Source organism: Blautia difficilis, assembly GCF_014297245.1.
Lineage (GTDB): Bacteria > Bacillota > Clostridia > Lachnospirales > Lachnospiraceae > Blautia_A > Blautia_A difficilis.
On sequence record NZ_JACOQG010000005.1, the window covers coordinates 41,959 to 58,091 of the forward strand.

Consider the following 16,133-nt stretch of genomic DNA (forward strand, 5'->3'; position numbering starts at 1 on the left):
CATTTACCCATAATTGGTGCTACAATAGAAAAAGATTAGAACTTGTTAAAATAGGAGTGGGCGTGAGCCCACTCCTATTTGCTGAATGGAAAGGCAGGTGGGAAAATGAGCAGACGGGAAGAGTATGAGAAAAGAGCAGAAGAGCTTCTGGCGCCGATTGTGGAGCAGAATGAATTTGAACTGGTGGATGTGGAATATGTAAAGGAAGCCGGAAACTGGTATCTGAGAGGATATATCGACAAACCAGGTGGAATCACGGTGAATGACTGTGAAACAGTAAGCAGAGCTTTCAGTGATAAGCTGGATGAGAATGATTTTATTGAAGACAGCTATATTATGGAGATCAGTTCTCCGGGGCTGGACAGACCGCTGAAAAAAGAAAAAGACTTTCAGAGAAATATGGGAAAACTGGTGGAGGTCCGTACCTACCGGCCAATTGAGAAACAAAAAGAGTTCTGCGGTATATTGACCGCGTTTGACAGTAACAGTGTGACAATCGATGAAGATGGAACGGAGCGCACATTTGAGAAAAAGGATATCGCTCTGATACGTCAGGCAATTGAGTTTTAGTGATAAATTCGGGAGGATAAGAAAAAAATGAACAAAGAGTTAATGGAGGCGCTGGATATCCTGGAAAAGGAAAAAAATATCAGCAAAGATACATTGCTGGAGGCAATTGAACAGTCTCTGATCCAGGCTTGCAAGAACCATTTTGGCAAAGCAGACAATGTACATGTGACCATTAATCCGGAAACCTGTGATTTTGCTGTATATGCAGAGCGAAATGTTGTGGAATATGTGGAAGACCCGGCATTGGAAATTTCCCTGACAGATGCTCAGAAAATTACATCCAGAGCAGAAATCGGCGGGATTGTCCAGGTTCCCATCCAGTCTAAGGAATTCGGACGAATTGCAACACAGAATGCCAAAAACGTAATCCTGCAGAAAATCCGTGAGGAAGAGCGCAGAGTACTGTATGATGAATATCATGGAATTGAAAAGGAAGTGGTAACAGGTATCGTGCAGCGCGTGATGGGCAAGAATGTAAGTATTAATCTGGGTAAGGTAGATGCTGTATTAAGTGAAAACGAACAGGTTAAGAGTGAGCATTTCAAACCTACAGAGAGAATCAAGCTGTATATCCTGGAAGTTAAGGATACACCGAAGGGACCTCGTATTCTGGTATCCAGAACTCATCCGGAACTGGTAAAAAGACTTTTTGAGTCAGAGGTTGCAGAGGTGAGAGATGGTACTGTAGAGATTAAGAGTATTGCCCGTGAGGCTGGTTCCCGTACTAAGATCGCAGTATGGAGCAATGATCCGGATGTAGATCCTGTAGGAGCCTGTGTAGGTATGAACGGAGCCCGTGTTAATGCTGTGGTAGAAGAACTCCGCGGTGAAAAAATTGATATTATTAATTGGGATGAGAATCCAGCAATTCTTATTGAGAATGCTTTAAGCCCAGCAAAAGTAATTGCAGTTATGGCGGATCCGGATGATAAAACAGCACTGGTGGTTGTACCGGATTACCAGCTTTCTCTTGCAATCGGCAAGGAAGGTCAGAATGCGCGTCTGGCAGCAAGACTGACAGGATTCAAGATTGATATCAAGAGTGAAACCCAGGCAAGGGAATCCGGCGATTTCTATGATTATGATGAGGATGAGGAGTCCGGCGACGAATATGCAGAAAATGATTCTGAAGCAGAATCCGGTATAGAAGAGAATTCTGCAGAGGAGCAGGAAGCAGCAGATCATGAAAACGAAGAGTAAGATTCCTATGCGCCAATGTACAGGCTGCAGGGAAATGAAAAGTAAAAAAGAAATGATAAGAGTCCTGAAGACTACAGAGGATGAAATTGTACTGGATACTACCGGAAAGAAAAACGGCAGAGGTGCTTACCTGTGTTTCTCCAGGGACTGTCTGGAAAAGGCAATGAAAAATCATGGCCTTGAACGTTCTCTGAAGGCAGGGATTCCGGACGAAGTATATGAGCGACTGAAGAAGGAGCTGGAGGATATTGAAAAATAACAGAGTACTGTCACTGATAGGGCTGGCTACCAAAGCAGGCAAGACTGTAAGCGGTGAATTTTCCACTGAGAAATCAGTAAAAACAGGAAAGGGACTGCTGGTTATTGTAGCTGAGGATGCATCAGAGAATACCAAGAAGAAATTCCGAAACATGTGCAGCTTTTATGAAGTTCCGATTTCTTTTTATTCAGATAAAGAGAGTCTTGGCAGGGCAATGGGAAAGGAATTCCGTGCCTGTCTGGCTGTCCAGGATGAAAACTTTGCGAAAGCAATCATGAAGGAGGTATAGCAATTGTCAAAATTGCAGGCACATGAGCTGGCTAAAGGGCTTGGAAGACAGAACAAAGAAGTAACAGAAATAGATAAATATAATAGGGGAAAGGAGCATATTGCGAAATTGGATACTCCCAAAACAGAAGAAAAGGTTGTAACAGCAAATCTTGAAGGAGAGAAAGCTGAAACACCTAAAAAGAAAAAGAATATTATCCGTGTTTATCATGCACAGAATGCAAGCGACGGAGGAAAAACAAGAAAGAAAACAGTAAAGCCTGCAGCTGAAAAAACAGCAGAGGCACCAAAGACAAATGAGACAGTAAAACCAGCTGTGACAAAAACAGCAGAAACTCAGTCTCCGCGTCAGACAACTTCGGACCGTGCAGGTGCCGGCAACAGAGGCTCCCGCCAGGGAGATGGCCAGAACCGTCAGGGTGGCCGTTTCCAGGGTGAAGGCCGTCCACAGGGAAATCGTTTTGGACAGGGAAGAGGCCAGGGAGATGGCCAGAACCGCCAGGGCGGTCGTCCGCAGGGAGATGGAAGAAGCCAGGGAGGCAGATTTAGCCAGGGCCGTTCACAGGGAGATGGTCAGAACCGTCAGGGTGGCCGTTTCCAGGGTGAAGGCCGTCCACAGGGAAATCGTTTTGGACAGGGAAGAGGCCAGGGAGATGGCCAGAACCGCCAGGGCGGTCGTCCGCAGGGAGATGGAAGAAGCCAGGGAGGCAGATTTGGCCAGGGCAGACCACAGGGCGAAGGCCGTCCGCAGGGACAGCGCCAGAATACCAGAAAGAATGATGACATGGTATTTGCACCTGAACTGACCAAGACTTCCAAGGACAGCAAGAGAGAGCGCGACAGAGAGAATAAAAATAAGAAAAAAGAATTCGACAAGAGCCAGAATAATGGTGGACGCAGACCAAATCAGGGAGGCTTTAACAAGAATTCCAGATTACCGAAGGCACTGCAGAAGCCGGCTCCTCAGCCAAAACAGGAAGAGAAGAAACCAGAGGTTAAGGAGATTACCCTTCCGGAGAAGATGACGATCCGCGAACTGGCAGAGGCAATGAAAATGCAGCCTTCAGCCATCGTAAAGAAGCTTTTCATGCAGGGTATGATGGTTACTGTGAACCATGAGATCGATTTTGAAAAAGCTCAGGAAATTGCTCTGGAATATGATATTGTTGCAGAACCGGAAGAGAAGGTGGATGTGATTGGAGAGCTTCTGAAAGAGGAAGAAGAGGATGAATCCAAGATGGTTCCAAGACCACCGGTTGTCTGTGTTATGGGTCACGTTGACCATGGTAAGACATCTCTTTTGGATGCTATCCGTAAAACAAATGTAACCAGAGGTGAGGCTGGTGGTATCACACAGCATATCGGTGCTTCTGTGGTAGAGATCAACGGAGAGAAGATTACTTTCCTGGATACTCCGGGACATGAAGCATTTACTGCAATGCGTATGCGTGGTGCTAACTCTACAGATATTGCAGTTCTGGTTGTTGCAGCGGACGATGGTGTAATGCCTCAGACAGTAGAGGCAATCAGCCATGCAAAAGCAGCAGGCGTTGAGATCATTGTTGCTATTAACAAGATTGATAAACCAAGTGCCAATATTGAACGTGTAAAACAGGAACTTTCTGAATACGAGCTGATTCCGGAAGACTGGGGTGGAAGTACAATTTTTGTACCTGTTTCTGCCCATACAGGAGAGGGAATTGATACTCTTCTTGAAATGATCCTGCTTACAGCAGAGGTATGTGAACTGAAAGCAAATCCAAACCGTGCAGCCAGAGGTCTGGTTATTGAAGCACAGCTTGACAAAGGAAAGGGCCCTGTTGCTACAATTCTTGTACAGAAGGGAACTCTTCATGTAGGGGACTTCATTGCAGCAGGAGCATGTAGCGGTAAGGTACGTGCAATGATGGATGACAGGGGACGACGTATTAAACAGGCTGGTCCTTCCACACCGGTAGAGATTCTGGGTCTTGGTGATGTTCCAAATGCCGGCGAGATTCTGCTGTCCTTTGACAGTGACAAAGAGGCGAAGAATTTTGCAGGGGCATTCGTATCAGAAAACAAGAATCGTCTGCTGGAGGAGACAAAGGGTAAACTGTCTCTGGATAACCTCTTTGATCAGATTCAGGCAAGTGATCTGAAAGAACTGCCGCTTATTGTAAAGGCTGATGTGCAGGGTTCTGTAGAGGCCGTAAAACAGAGTCTGACCAAACTTTCCAATGAAGAAGTGGTTGTTAAAGTTATCCATGGTGGAGTTGGTGCCATCAATGAATCTGATGTTAGTCTTGCGGCTACATCAAATGCGATCATTATCGGCTTTAATGTCCGTCCTGATACTACAGCGAAACAGCTGGCAGAGCAGGAGGGCGTAGACCTCCGTCTGTACAGAGTTATCTATCAGGCAATCGAAGATGTGGAAGCTGCTATGAAGGGTATGCTGGATCCTGTATTTGAGGAGAAAGTAATTGGCCATGCAGAGGTTCGTCAGCTGTTTAAGGCATCCGGAGTTGGTACAATTGCAGGAAGCTACATTCTGGATGGTGTCTTCCAGAGAAACTGTAAGGTTCGTATTTCCAGAGAAGGAGAGCAGATCTTCGAGGGAGAACTTGCATCTCTGAAGAGATTTAAGGACGATGTAAAAGAAGTCAAGACGGGCTATGAATGTGGTCTTGTATTTGATGGCTTTAATGATGTAAAAGAAGAAGATAAGGTAGAGGCCTATATTATGGTAGAGGTACCAAGATAGGTATCAGGATACAGCCGGATAGAAATGTCCGGCTGATAAAATAGGAGTGAATATCTGAATGCGAAAAAACAGTATTAAGAATACAAGGATCAATGGTGAGGTTCAGAAAGAGCTGAGCGCCATCATCCGTAATGAGATCAAGGACCCGCGTATTCATCCCATGACTTCTGTCATGGCTGTGGAAGTGGCTCCTGATCTGAAAACCTGTAAGGCATACATTAGTGTGCTTGGGGAAAAAGAAGCAAAAGAAGCAACGATCAAAGGACTAAAAAGTGCAGAAGGCTATATCCGACGTCAGCTTGCTCATAATATGAATCTGAGGAATACGCCGGAGATTCGTTTCATCCTGGATGAGTCCATCGAATATGGTGTGACCATGTCTAAATTGATCGATGATATTGCAAAGAAGGATCAGTCTCACAAACAGGAAACTGATATTGACAATTTCCAGGATGAGGAAGAAATTTGAGAGGTTAAATATATGAAAAATATTGCGGAGATACTGGATGGTGTGAAAACAATGGGAATCGGCGGACATGTTCGTCCGGACGGTGACTGTGTCGGTTCCTGTATGGCATTATATTTATATGTGAAAACCTACTGGCCGGAGATTCAGGTGGATGTGTATCTGGATCATCCAAAACCGGTTTTTGGTCATATTGACTGTATGGATGAGGTTAAAATGGAACTGGATGGTGAGAAGGAATATGACCTTTTTGTTACCTGCGATGTGAGCGCAAAGGACAGACTGGCCATTGCAGCTCCCTATTTTGACTCTGCAAAAAAGACAGCCTGTATTGATCATCATGTCAGCAATCCTGGATTTGCCCAGATCAATCATATTCGGGGCGAGGTAAGCTCTGCCTGTGAGGTGCTGTATAGTCTGTTGGATCCTGAAAAAATAAATTGCACGATCGCCAAACCAATCTATACAGGAATGGTTCATGATACAGGAGTGTTCCAGTATTCTTCAACTTCTCCGGATACCATGCGGATTGCCGGAGAACTGATGAAAACAGGATTCAATTTCAGTAAGATTATTGATGAATCTTTTTATCAGAAAACTTATATCCAGAATCAGGTTATGGGACGAGTTCTGGCAGAGAGCATTATGCTTCTGGATGGGAAATGTATTGTTGGCTATCTCAAAAAGAGAGATATGGACTTCTACGGTGTTGACGGTAAGGATCTGGATGGTATTGTCAGTCAGCTTCGTCTCACTCAGGGTGTGGAGGTTGCTATGTTTATCTATGAGTTTGAACAGCAGTCTTTCAAGGTTTCTCTTCGATCTAACGGAAAAATTGATGTAAGCAAGATTGCAGTATACTTTGGCGGCGGCGGACATATGCGTGCAGCAGGCTGTGATCTGCAGGGATCCGTGTACGATGTGATCAATAATGTGACAGGGCAGATCTGCAAACAGTTTCAGGAGACAGAGGACTGATGGATGGAATCATAGTGATCCGCAAGGAAAAAGGGTATACCTCTCATGATGTTGTGGCAAAATTGAGGGGAATTCTTCATATGAAAAAGATCGGGCATACCGGAACCCTTGACCCGGACGCAGAGGGGGTTCTCCCGGTAGCGCTGGGCAAAGCTACAAAGCTGGTGGATCTGATCACTGATAAAGAGAAAACCTACGAGGCAGTTATGCGCCTTGGAGTAGTGACAGACACACAGGATATGACAGGGACTATTCTGTCACAGACGGAACAGATTTCTGTGACTGAGAAGGAGGTAAAAGAAGCAGCGGAATCCTTTCTTGGGGAACAGCTTCAGATTCCTCCTATGTATTCAGCACTGAAGGTAAATGGGAAAAAACTCTATGAGCTGGCAAGAGAGGGAAAGACTGTGGAGAGAAAGCCACGGCCTGTACACTTTTATCAGATTGAAATTCTGGAGATAAATCTGCCGTTGGTGCGGTATCGTGTAGTCTGCAGCAAGGGAACCTATATCCGTACACTGTGCCATGATATGGGAGAGAAGCTTGGCTGCGGCGCTGCCATGGAATCTCTGGTGCGTACAAAAGTGGGAAAATTTGAATTAAAGGACGCCATTACACTTGCACAGGCAGAGGAAGCTGTAAAGTCCGGAGCTATACAGGATAAGGTTCTGGGTATAGAAGAAATCCTAGGAGAATATCCCCGGATTTGCTGTAAAGAAGAAGGTGACAGGCTTCTTGCTAATGGGAATCCTCTTCCTCAGGGAGTGGTTTCCGAATGTGAGAAGCAGGGCTGGATCAGAATGTGTAGCAGTGGAGGTGCATTTGCCGGAGTTTATCAGTGGGATGAAAGGCGGTTTCTATATTTCCCTGTGAAAATGTTTTGAGGCATTATCCAGACATTACGATAATTAGGAGACACAATGGAATATATAAGAATCGAGAATGATTTTCCCAGGATTGCCCACAGTGCGGTAACTCTTGGAAAGTTTGATGGCATACATCGCGGACACAGAAAGCTTGTGGAGAAAATTATCGGACAGAAGCAGGAGGGAGCACAGGCAGTAGTGCTGGCTCTTGGAAATGCTTCCAGAACCATTCTTACAAAAGAAGAAAGATGTCGCCTGCTAGAGAAGCTGGGCGTAGATATTCTGTTGGAATGTCCGTTGAATGACCGGATCCGGCATATGAAAGCAGAAAATTTTATAAAAGAAATTCTGGTAGGAGACCTTCAGGCCTCCTACGTGGCTGTCGGGGAGGATTTCCGGTTTGGCTTTGAACGAAAAGGAACTCCCCAGATGCTGAAAGAATATGGCAGAAAATATGGCTTTGATGTGGAAATCCTGCCAAAAGAAATGGATGGACGCAGGAAGATCAGCAGCACTTTTATCAGGGAAGAACTGAGCAGAGGCAATATGGAAAAATTTCATGCTCTTATGGGAATGGATTTCTCTGTGGAGGGAGAAGTGGAGCATGGACGAGGAATGGGACATAAATATCTCCTTCCCACAACAAATCTGATTCCTTCTGGAGAGAAACTGATGCCGCCTAACGGTGTCTACATCACAGTTTCGTATTTTAAGGAAAGAACATATCAGGGAATCACCAATATTGGATATAAACCTACAGTAGGAGGAGAGAAATTTCTTGGAGTGGAAACCTATCTGTTTGATTGCCAGGAAGACCTTTATGGCCAGTACTGCCGGGTGGATTTTAAAAAATTTCTCAGACCTGAACAGAAATTTACATCTCTGGAAGCTTTAAAAAAACAGTTGGAAAAGGATGCAGTCAAAGGTCAGGAATACTTTCGAAAAGAAAAATAAAAAAAGAGTTTACACACCATGGGCAATGTGCTATACTATCCAAGGTGAATTCAGCCCATGTTCAGGGACAGGAAACTCCGACCATCCCTTAATATGTGGCGGTCCAATCAATAATAATATATAAACAGGAGGAAATCAAAATGATTTCAAAAGAAAAGAAAGCAGCAATCATGAAAGAATATGCAAGAACTGAAGGCGACACAGGATCACCAGAGGTACAGGTAGCTATTCTTACAGCAAGAATTCAGGAGCTTACAGAGCATTTACAGAGCAACCACAAAGATCATCATTCCAGAAGAGGTCTTCTGAAAATGGTAGGTCAGAGACGTGGACTGTTAGCTTATCTGAAGAAAACAGACATCGAAAGATACCGTGCACTGATTGAAAAATTAGGTTTAAGAAAATAATTAGTATGCGGAAGGGGCGGATATACCATCCGCCCCGTTTTTAGTCGGAAAAGCTGTCAGCAGCAGCTTTTCTGTGAATGCAGGAGTTATTTCCGAGACTACTGAAAAGATTATTTCTATGATGCAGAAGAATGCAGGGGAATTTATGGTAAAAATAGTTTTTTCAGTTGTTTCGGACTCCTGTTTCCATACTCATCCTTTCATAGCGATACAGTCTGGATGAACAATAATAATGAATTTATATAAAGGAGAATGAATATGTACAAAAGTTATTCCATGGAATTAGCCGGAAGAACATTAACCGTAGATATTGGCCGTGTGGCAAAACAGGCAAACGGTGCAGCTCTGATGCATTACGGAGATACTACTGTATTATCCACAGCAACAGCATCCAAAGAGCCAAGAGAGGGAATTGATTTCTTCCCGCTGAGCGTTGAATACGAAGAGAAAATGTATGCAGTAGGAAAAATCCCGGGAGGTTTTAATAAGAGAGAAGGTAAAGCAAGCGAACATGCTATTCTTACATCCCGTGTTATTGACAGACCTATGCGTCCTCTGTTTCCAAAGGATTACAGAAATGATGTAACACTGGTAAACATGGTTATGTCTGTTGATCCGGAATGTAATCCGGAGATTCCGGCTATGCTGGGTTCTGCTATTGCAACCTGCATTTCCGATATCCCCTTTGACGGTCCATGTGCAACCACACAGGTTGGTCTGATCAATGGTGAATATATCATCAACCCTACCATGGCACAGAAAGATGTATCTGACCTTCAGCTTACAGTAGCTTCCACAAGAGAGAAAGTAATCATGATCGAAGCCGGTGCAAAAGAAGTTCCGGAAGACAAGATGATCGAAGCTATCTATAAAGCTCATGAAGTAAACCAGGAGATCATCAAATTTATCGATAAGATCGTAGAAGAATGCGGAAAACCGAAACACAGCTACGAATCATGTGCAGTTCCGGAAGAACTCTTCGCAGCGATCAAAGAGGTCGTACCTCCGGCAGAAATGGAAGTTGCCGTGTTCTCTGACGATAAACAGACAAGAGAAGAAAATATCCGTCAGGTAACAGAGAAACTGAAAGAAGCTTTTGCCGACAAGGAAGAGTGGCTTGCAGTTCTGGGCGAGGCTGTATATCAGTACCAGAAGAAGACTGTCCGCAAGATGATCTTAAAAGACCACAAACGTCCGGATGGTCGTGCCATTACTCAGATCCGTCCTCTGGCAGCAGAGACAGATATTATCCCCAGAGTACATGGTTCTGCTATGTTCACACGTGGACAGACACAGATCTGTACCATCACAACTCTGGCTCCTCTTGCAGAAGCACAGAAGCTTGACGGACTTGACGAATTTGAAACTTCAAAGAGATATATGCATCACTACAATTTCCCGTCCTACTCTGTAGGTGAGACAAAACCATCCAGAGGACCGGGACGTCGTGAGATCGGACATGGTGCACTTGCTGAGAGAGCATTAGTTCCTGTACTTCCAAGCGAAGAGGAATTCCCATATGCGATCCGTACTGTATCTGAGACATTTGAATCCAATGGTTCTACTTCTCAGGCAAGTATCTGTGCATCCACAATGTCTCTGATGGCAGCCGGTGTACCGATCAAAAAACCGGTAGCAGGTATTTCCTGTGGTCTGGTAACAGGCGATACAGATGATGATTACATCGTTCTCACAGATATCCAGGGACTTGAAGACTTTTTCGGAGATATGGACTTCAAGGTAGCCGGAACTCATGACGGTATCACAGCAATTCAGATGGATATCAAGATCCATGGACTGACAAGACCGATCGTAGAAGAAGCAATCAGACGTACAAAAGAAGCAAGAGAATATATCCTGACAGAAGTTATGGAGAAATGCATTGCAGCTCCACGTACATCTGTAGGAGAATATGCTCCGAAGATCATCCAGATTCAGATTGATCCTCAGAAGATTGGTGATGTTGTAGGTCAGAGAGGAAAGACTATCAACACGATCATTGAGCGCACAGGCGTTAAGATTGATATTACTGATGAAGGTGCAGTATCTATCTGCGGAGTTGATCAGAAGAGCATGGATGAGGCTGCTGAGATGGTTAAGATCATTGCTACTGATTTTGAAGCAGGTCAGATTTTCACAGGTAAGGTTGTCAGCATCAAGGAATTTGGAGCATTTGTTGAATTTGCACCAGGAAAAGAGGGAATGGTTCACATTTCCAAAATCTGTAAAGAAAGAATCAATCGTGTGGAAGATGTGCTTACACTTGGAGACAAGGTTAAGGTTGTTTGTCTTGGTAAGGATAAGATGGGCAGAATCAGCTTCAGCATGAAAGATGTACCGGAAGAAGCGTAAAATATGAGATATCACAATATTACCAAGGACGATATGCTGAATGGTGACGGACTCCGTGTAGTTCTGTGGGTGGCAGGATGTGATCATTGTTGCCCGGAATGTCAGAATCCTGTGACCTGGGATCCCAATGGCGGTCTGCCCTTTACAGATGCAGAGCGTACAGAGATTTTTGCAGAGCTGGATAAGGATTATGTCAGTGGAATTACATTTTCAGGCGGAGATCCGCTGCATCCGGCAAATATCACTGAGGTAACAGCTCTTGCAAAGGAGATCAAAAAGAAATATCCGGATAAAACCATTTGGCTTTATACAGGCTTTCTCTGGGAGGAAATCTGCAGAGAGAAAATTACAGAGTATCTGGATGTCTGCGTAGACGGTGAATTTGAAGCAGACAAGAAAGAGCTTTCCCTGAGGTGGAAAGGTTCCAGCAATCAAAGAGTGATTGATGTTCCGGAGACTCTTCGCCAGGGAAAAATTGTATTGCACCAATAAGAAGTAAATATACAGGTAGTTCAAGTATGCTCAGGTGTACCTGAACTGCCTGTTTTTGCTGAACAGGAAAAGCAAAAAGAATGTTTTGAACATTGAGAAAGGAATAATGAAAAGCATGAAACGAATTGCGAAATTTTACAAAGTAAGTAAAGAGCGTTTCACAGCAGACTGGACAGATACATTTGGACAGTCTCAGAAAGAAGCGGAGAAAATATATGAAGCAATCCGTCTGCCAAAGAGAGCAACAGCAGGCAGTGCAGGATATGATTTCTTTGCACCTGCAGAATTTGTTATGAAACCAGGTGAAACAGTGAAGATTCCTACAGGAATCCGCGTGGAAATGCAGCCGGAATGGGTACTGAAATGCTATCCCCGAAGTGGACTGGGATTTAAATACCGCCTCCAGCTCAATAATACAGTAGGTATCATTGACAGTGACTATTTCTATTCAGATAACGAAGGTCACATCTTTGCAAAGCTTACAAATGATTCTAATGAAAACAAAACTCTGATAATTCCCGCAGATACAGGGTTTATGCAGGGCATTTTTGTAGAGTATGGGATCACAGTAGATGATGATGCTACAGAAATCCGTAATGGAGGCTTTGGAAGTACTACTGCAAAATAATAAAAAAAGAGAAACCTGAATGTTTAAAAAGCAGAACATAGGCAAGAAAGAAATATTTTTGCTTTACGTTCTGCTTTTTCTTTGCTATAATATTTTGAGAATCAAAATATTTGAAAATTATGACGAATCAGATAGATTCATCTGATGGGAATGATAACAATTGGTTTGTAAAATTGAGGAGAGAAAAAATATGATCATTGAACCGAAAGTAAGAGAATATATCTGCACCACCGCACACCCACAGGGATGTGCAGAGAGTGTAAGAAATCAGGCAGAGTATGCCTGTAAGCAGGGAGAGGTAAAGGGAACAAAGAAGGCACTGATCATTGGATGTTCTACAGGTTATGGTCTTGCATCCCGTATCTGTGCACTGGAAAACTGTGGCGCTGACACATTGGGGATTATGTTTGAACGTCAGGCAAACGGCAGAAGGACAGCTACACCGGGATGGTATAATACAGCAGAATTTCATCATCTGGCAGCAGAAAAAGGTGCCTATGCGAAAACCATTAATGGGGACGCTTTTTCCGGGGAGATGAAAGAGAAAGCGATTGAACTGATCCGAAAAGATATGGGAAAAGTAGATCTGGTAGTCTATAGTCTGGCAGCACCCAGACGTACAGATGGTGAGGGAAAAACCTGGTCTTCCTGTCTCAAGACTACTGAGGAAGCATTTACAGAAAAGAGCCTTGATCTGAGAAATAACCAGATTACAGAAAAGACAGTGGAACCTGCAACTGAAGAGGAAGTTTTAAGCACAGTTAAAGTTATGGGAGGAGAAGACTGGGCAGACTGGATTGATGCATTAAAGGCAGCAGATGTACTGACTGAGAATGCAGTGACAGTAGCATATTCTTATATTGGTCCGGAACTGACTTATCCGATTTACTACCACGGAACCATTGGAACAGCTAAACAGCATTTACAGAAAACCATGACTGAGATTAATCAGGCACATCCGGATGTCCGCGCAGTAATTTCTGTAAACAAAGGGCTGGTAACTCAGGCAAGCGCAGCAATTCCCGTTGTACCCTTGTATTTTGCTATTCTTTATAAGGTTATGAAGAAGGCTGGAAATCATGAAAACTGTATTCAGCAGATTGCAAGACTGTTTACACAGAAGCTTTATACACCGGAAGGATTTCAGACAGATGAAAACGGGTTTATCCGCATGGATGATTATGAATTAATGCCTGAAATACAGGAGGAAGTAAAAAAATGCTGGAAAGCGGTCACTACGGATACAGTAAAGGAATATTGTGACATTGATGGATACTGGGAAGATTTTTATCATATGTTTGGATTCCGATACGAAGATATTGATTATACCCAGGATATTGAGGCTGAGGTAGAGATTGACGGTATTGTATAATTACTAACAGATAAAATATCATTTTTTGCAATATATCCCCCACAAAATACAATATACTATTCGAAAAATTTCTGTATAATAAATAGTAACAGAATGTAACGGAGCATCAGCTGGAAAGAGGGGGATGTATATGCAGGGTATTTTTGCAGCGATTAACAGTGTATTTGGGTTTATTGGTCCTTTGTCTGATTTTCTGTGGGATTTTCCCACAAATATGGAATGGTACAGAAATATTCCTATTTTAGGTAACATCTCGCTTGCCATCATTGTACTTTTGGGATCAGGCATTTTTTTTACTATCAAACTTGGATTTATTCAGGTTACTCATTTTAAAAAGGGAATCCGGATTCTTACTGAGAGACGTACTGTAAAAACCGGAATCAGCCCATTGGCTGCTTTTCTGTTAAGTGCAGCTATGCGTGTGGGACCTGGAAATATTATAGGTGTGACCGGTGCCATAGCAGTAGGAGGACCGGGAGCCCTTTTTTGGATGTGGATTTCCGCATTTTTCGGAATGGCAGTTGCCTACATGGAGGCTGTACTGGCTCAGATCTTTAAAGAGAAAAAGGATGATGAATTTGTAGGCGGCCTTCCATTTTATGGAAGAAAGCTTTTAGGAAATAAAGTATGGATTGGTGTGTTTTTATCTGTACTTTATATTCTGTATGCATTATGCTGTCTGCCGGCACAGGGCTTTAATGTAGTTTCTTCTGTAGGAAGAATGGCTGAGATTCTTACAGGAAAAACAATTCCGGTGAATTCCCTGTTTTATTATATTGCAGGTGCGGCTATCATGATTCTGACAGCGGCTATCGCTTTTGGAGGAATCAAAAAGGTATCTAAATGGACGGATAGGATGGTTCCGGTTATGGCAGTGCTGTATGTTGCAGTAGTATTTATACTGATCATTCTCAACGTTGGACGGATTCCTTATTTCTTTACAGCAGTATTTGGCGGAGCATTTAAGCCTCAGGCATTTTTCGGTGGGGCAATGGGAACTGTTCTGGCGCAGGGTGTGAAACGGGGATTAATGTCTAATGAGGCTGGTCAGGGAACAATTACTATGTCTGCTGCGGCAGCAGATGCCGAGCATCCCTGTGAACAGGGAATTCTGGCCTCTCTGGGAGTTTTTCTGGATACTATTGTGATCTGTACACTTACCGGCTTTGTAGTTGTTATGGCACATTGCTGGACAGGAGAAAATGCACAGGTCTGGGCAGAACTGGATAAGCTTCCGAAGTTTACAGAGTCCATTGCCGTACTTACTCCGGGAACCTCTATGAATGCAGTGATCACATTTTTAGTTACTCTTTGTTTTGGACTTTTTGCTTTTACCTGTTTGCTGGGAATGATCAGTTTTTCAGAGATTGCGGCTAACCGTATCCGGAAGGATGCTGCCTGCATTAATATTGTACGCTGTATTGCCCTGTTTGTGGCAGCCTTTGGTATTCTGTGCAATCTGGCAGGACTTGAGCTGGGAAATTTGTGGGCATTCTCGGATCTGGGAAATATTCTGATCGTGTATTTTAATGTGCCGATTGTATTTGCGGGCGCCAGATGTGTGTTTAAAGCAACGAAGCATTATAAGAAAAATGATGGTACACCGTTTGATTCCGGTGTGATTGACAGGAATGACTGCGTATACTGGGATGAGAAAAAATTTGAGAAATAATAAAAGTAAAAAGATGTGTCTGCGCAGAAAAGGAGACACATCTTTTTTGCACTATTTTTTTAAGGCAAATTTTTCAATGGCTTTAGCTACGCCCTCTTCATCATTGGAGGTGGTAATATAATCAGCAGCAGCTTTTACAGCAGGCTCTGCGTTTGCCATAGCCACACCCAGACCGGATTCTTTGATCAGGCACAGGTCATTATCGCCGTCTCCGCAGGCCATAATAGATTCTCTGGGGATTCCAAGCATTTTTCCCAGTGTGATCAGAGCAGTTCCTTTGTTTACACCGGCAGCATTTACTTCGATATTGTAGCTTAAGGAGCCTACAGGTTCCAGTTCTTTGATCTGGTTCAGTTCGTTCCACGCAGACTGCCGTTCGTCCATATCTGCAAAAAGAGCCTGGACTTTATCCATGGCCTGTCCTTCCTGACGGATTAATTCCCACAGGTCAGGTACAAATTTGCGGGTAGTGCGGAAATAGTCCCACATATGTGGATTGTGGTGGTAACGGCTGATCTGGGATAATTTTTTTTCTTCTGCATATCCCTGACCATGGAAATAGATTTCACAGAGAGTGTCGTATTTCTCAAAAATCCGAAGAGCCTTTATTGCGCTTTCCAGAGGAAGAAGCTGTTCTATTATGACTTTTTCCGTGCGGATATCCAGGACTCGGGCTCCATTGGAGGTAAGCGCATAGTGAATACCGGGCAGTTTTTGCAATTCTTTCGGAATTCCGCTGAACGGACGACCGGTAGCTACCAGCACTTCAATTCCTGCATCAAGGGCTTGGGTAAGTACTTTTTTTGTATTTTCGGTAAGTTCCTTTGTGGTGGTAAGCAGTGTACCATCCAGATCAAGACCGATCAATTTAATATCTGGCATA

16 protein-coding genes are annotated in these 16,133 nt (G+C 43.6%); 15 read left to right on the plus strand and 1 reads right to left on the minus strand.

Annotated elements, in window-relative coordinates; translation table 11 throughout:
• The first annotated feature begins 105 nt into the window (after positions 1-105).
• From H8Z82_RS04815 to H8Z82_RS04885, 15 genes are all read left to right on the plus strand, one after another.
• The gene (locus H8Z82_RS04815) at positions 106-570 is read left to right on the plus strand and encodes a ribosome maturation factor RimP (protein ID WP_186994441.1); all 465 of its coding nucleotides are present in this window, start codon (positions 106-108) and stop codon (positions 568-570) included.
• Between the two features lie 27 nt (positions 571-597).
• Positions 598-1,770, plus strand: coding sequence for a transcription termination factor NusA (nusA, locus tag H8Z82_RS04820; protein WP_186994442.1), 1,173 nt, complete (start codon positions 598-600; stop codon positions 1,768-1,770).
• Positions 1,754-2,029, plus strand: a complete 276-nt coding sequence (gene rnpM / locus H8Z82_RS04825) for an RNase P modulator RnpM (protein ID WP_019162060.1) — start codon at positions 1,754-1,756, stop codon at positions 2,027-2,029. The genes nusA and rnpM overlap by 17 nt, the downstream gene beginning before the upstream one ends.
• Complete coding sequence (locus H8Z82_RS04830; protein WP_019162059.1) at positions 2,019-2,318, plus strand: L7Ae/L30e/S12e/Gadd45 family ribosomal protein; 300 nt, start codon at positions 2,019-2,021, stop codon at positions 2,316-2,318. Before rnpM ends, H8Z82_RS04830 begins: the two co-directional genes overlap by 11 nt.
• A gap of 12 nt (positions 2,319-2,330) precedes the next feature.
• On the plus strand, positions 2,331-5,063 hold the full coding sequence (gene infB / locus H8Z82_RS04835; protein ID WP_456298238.1) for a translation initiation factor IF-2: 2,733 nt from the start codon (positions 2,331-2,333) through the stop codon (positions 5,061-5,063).
• A gap of 58 nt (positions 5,064-5,121) precedes the next feature.
• Positions 5,122-5,532, plus strand: coding sequence for a 30S ribosome-binding factor RbfA (rbfA, locus tag H8Z82_RS04840; RefSeq protein ID WP_186994444.1), 411 nt, complete (start codon positions 5,122-5,124; stop codon positions 5,530-5,532).
• 12 nt (positions 5,533-5,544) lie between these two features.
• Entirely contained in the window at positions 5,545-6,507 is a 963-nt protein-coding gene (locus tag H8Z82_RS04845; protein WP_186994445.1) for a DHH family phosphoesterase, read from the plus strand.
• Positions 6,507-7,391 carry a tRNA pseudouridine(55) synthase TruB gene (gene truB, locus H8Z82_RS04850; protein WP_186994446.1) on the plus strand — a complete coding sequence of 295 codons (885 nt, stop codon included), beginning with the start codon at positions 6,507-6,509 and terminating at the stop codon, positions 7,389-7,391. Before H8Z82_RS04845 ends, truB begins: the two co-directional genes overlap by 1 nt.
• A 36-nt stretch (positions 7,392-7,427) precedes the next feature.
• Positions 7,428-8,327, plus strand: coding sequence for a bifunctional riboflavin kinase/FAD synthetase (locus tag H8Z82_RS04855; RefSeq protein WP_019162054.1), 900 nt, complete (start codon positions 7,428-7,430; stop codon positions 8,325-8,327).
• A gap of 140 nt (positions 8,328-8,467) precedes the next feature.
• Entirely contained in the window at positions 8,468-8,734 is a 267-nt protein-coding gene (gene rpsO, locus H8Z82_RS04860; protein WP_019162053.1) for a 30S ribosomal protein S15, read from the plus strand.
• Between the two features lie 258 nt (positions 8,735-8,992).
• A complete protein-coding gene (locus H8Z82_RS04865; RefSeq protein WP_173743847.1) occupies positions 8,993-11,086 on the plus strand; it encodes a polyribonucleotide nucleotidyltransferase in 2,094 nt (697 codons plus the stop codon).
• Positions 11,087-11,089: 3 nt separating this feature from the next.
• Positions 11,090-11,578 carry an anaerobic ribonucleoside-triphosphate reductase activating protein gene (nrdG, locus tag H8Z82_RS04870; RefSeq protein WP_019162050.1) on the plus strand — a complete coding sequence of 163 codons (489 nt, stop codon included), beginning with the start codon at positions 11,090-11,092 and terminating at the stop codon, positions 11,576-11,578.
• A 115-nt stretch (positions 11,579-11,693) separates the two neighbouring features.
• Complete coding sequence (locus H8Z82_RS04875; RefSeq protein WP_186994447.1) at positions 11,694-12,206, plus strand: dCTP deaminase/dUTPase family protein; 513 nt, start codon at positions 11,694-11,696, stop codon at positions 12,204-12,206.
• Positions 12,207-12,396: 190 nt separating this feature from the next.
• Positions 12,397-13,578, plus strand: a complete 1,182-nt coding sequence (gene fabV / locus H8Z82_RS04880; protein WP_186994448.1) for an enoyl-ACP reductase FabV — start codon at positions 12,397-12,399, stop codon at positions 13,576-13,578.
• Positions 13,579-13,708: 130 nt separating this feature from the next.
• Positions 13,709-15,250 (plus strand): alanine/glycine:cation symporter family protein, encoded by a 1,542-nt coding sequence (locus tag H8Z82_RS04885; protein ID WP_186994449.1) that lies wholly within the window; start codon positions 13,709-13,711, stop codon positions 15,248-15,250.
• 51 nt (positions 15,251-15,301) lie between these two features.
• On the opposite strand, the gene H8Z82_RS04890 is transcribed toward H8Z82_RS04885, so the two are convergent.
• Positions 15,302-16,132 carry a Cof-type HAD-IIB family hydrolase gene (locus H8Z82_RS04890; protein WP_186994450.1) on the minus strand — a complete coding sequence of 277 codons (831 nt, stop codon included), beginning with the start codon at positions 16,130-16,132 and terminating at the stop codon, positions 15,302-15,304.
• Position 16,133 lies beyond the last annotated feature (1 nt).

Bases quoted from the DNA above. Each gene is read 5' to 3' on its own strand.
- rnpM (WP_019162060.1), top strand. From the start codon at position 1,754: ATGAAAACGAAGAGTAAGATTCCTATGCGCCAATGTACAGGCTGCAGG.
- H8Z82_RS04855 (WP_019162054.1), top strand. From the start codon at position 7,428: ATGGAATATATAAGAATCGAGAATGATTTTCCCAGGATTGCCCACAGT.
- nusA (WP_186994442.1), top strand. From the start codon at position 598: ATGAACAAAGAGTTAATGGAGGCGCTGGATATCCTGGAAAAGGAAAAA.
- fabV (WP_186994448.1), top strand. From the start codon at position 12,397: ATGATCATTGAACCGAAAGTAAGAGAATATATCTGCACCACCGCACAC.
- H8Z82_RS04875 (WP_186994447.1), top strand. From the start codon at position 11,694: ATGAAACGAATTGCGAAATTTTACAAAGTAAGTAAAGAGCGTTTCACA.
- H8Z82_RS04845 (WP_186994445.1), top strand. From the start codon at position 5,545: ATGAAAAATATTGCGGAGATACTGGATGGTGTGAAAACAATGGGAATC.
- H8Z82_RS04815 (WP_186994441.1), top strand. From the start codon at position 106: ATGAGCAGACGGGAAGAGTATGAGAAAAGAGCAGAAGAGCTTCTGGCG.
- H8Z82_RS04890 (WP_186994450.1), bottom strand. From the start codon at position 16,132: ATGCCAGATATTAAATTGATCGGTCTTGATCTGGATGGTACACTGCTT.
- nrdG (WP_019162050.1), top strand. From the start codon at position 11,090: ATGAGATATCACAATATTACCAAGGACGATATGCTGAATGGTGACGGA.
- H8Z82_RS04885 (WP_186994449.1), top strand. From the start codon at position 13,709: ATGCAGGGTATTTTTGCAGCGATTAACAGTGTATTTGGGTTTATTGGT.
- rbfA (WP_186994444.1), top strand. From the start codon at position 5,122: ATGCGAAAAAACAGTATTAAGAATACAAGGATCAATGGTGAGGTTCAG.
- truB (WP_186994446.1), top strand. From the start codon at position 6,507: ATGGATGGAATCATAGTGATCCGCAAGGAAAAAGGGTATACCTCTCAT.
- rpsO (WP_019162053.1), top strand. From the start codon at position 8,468: ATGATTTCAAAAGAAAAGAAAGCAGCAATCATGAAAGAATATGCAAGA.
- H8Z82_RS04865 (WP_173743847.1), top strand. From the start codon at position 8,993: ATGTACAAAAGTTATTCCATGGAATTAGCCGGAAGAACATTAACCGTA.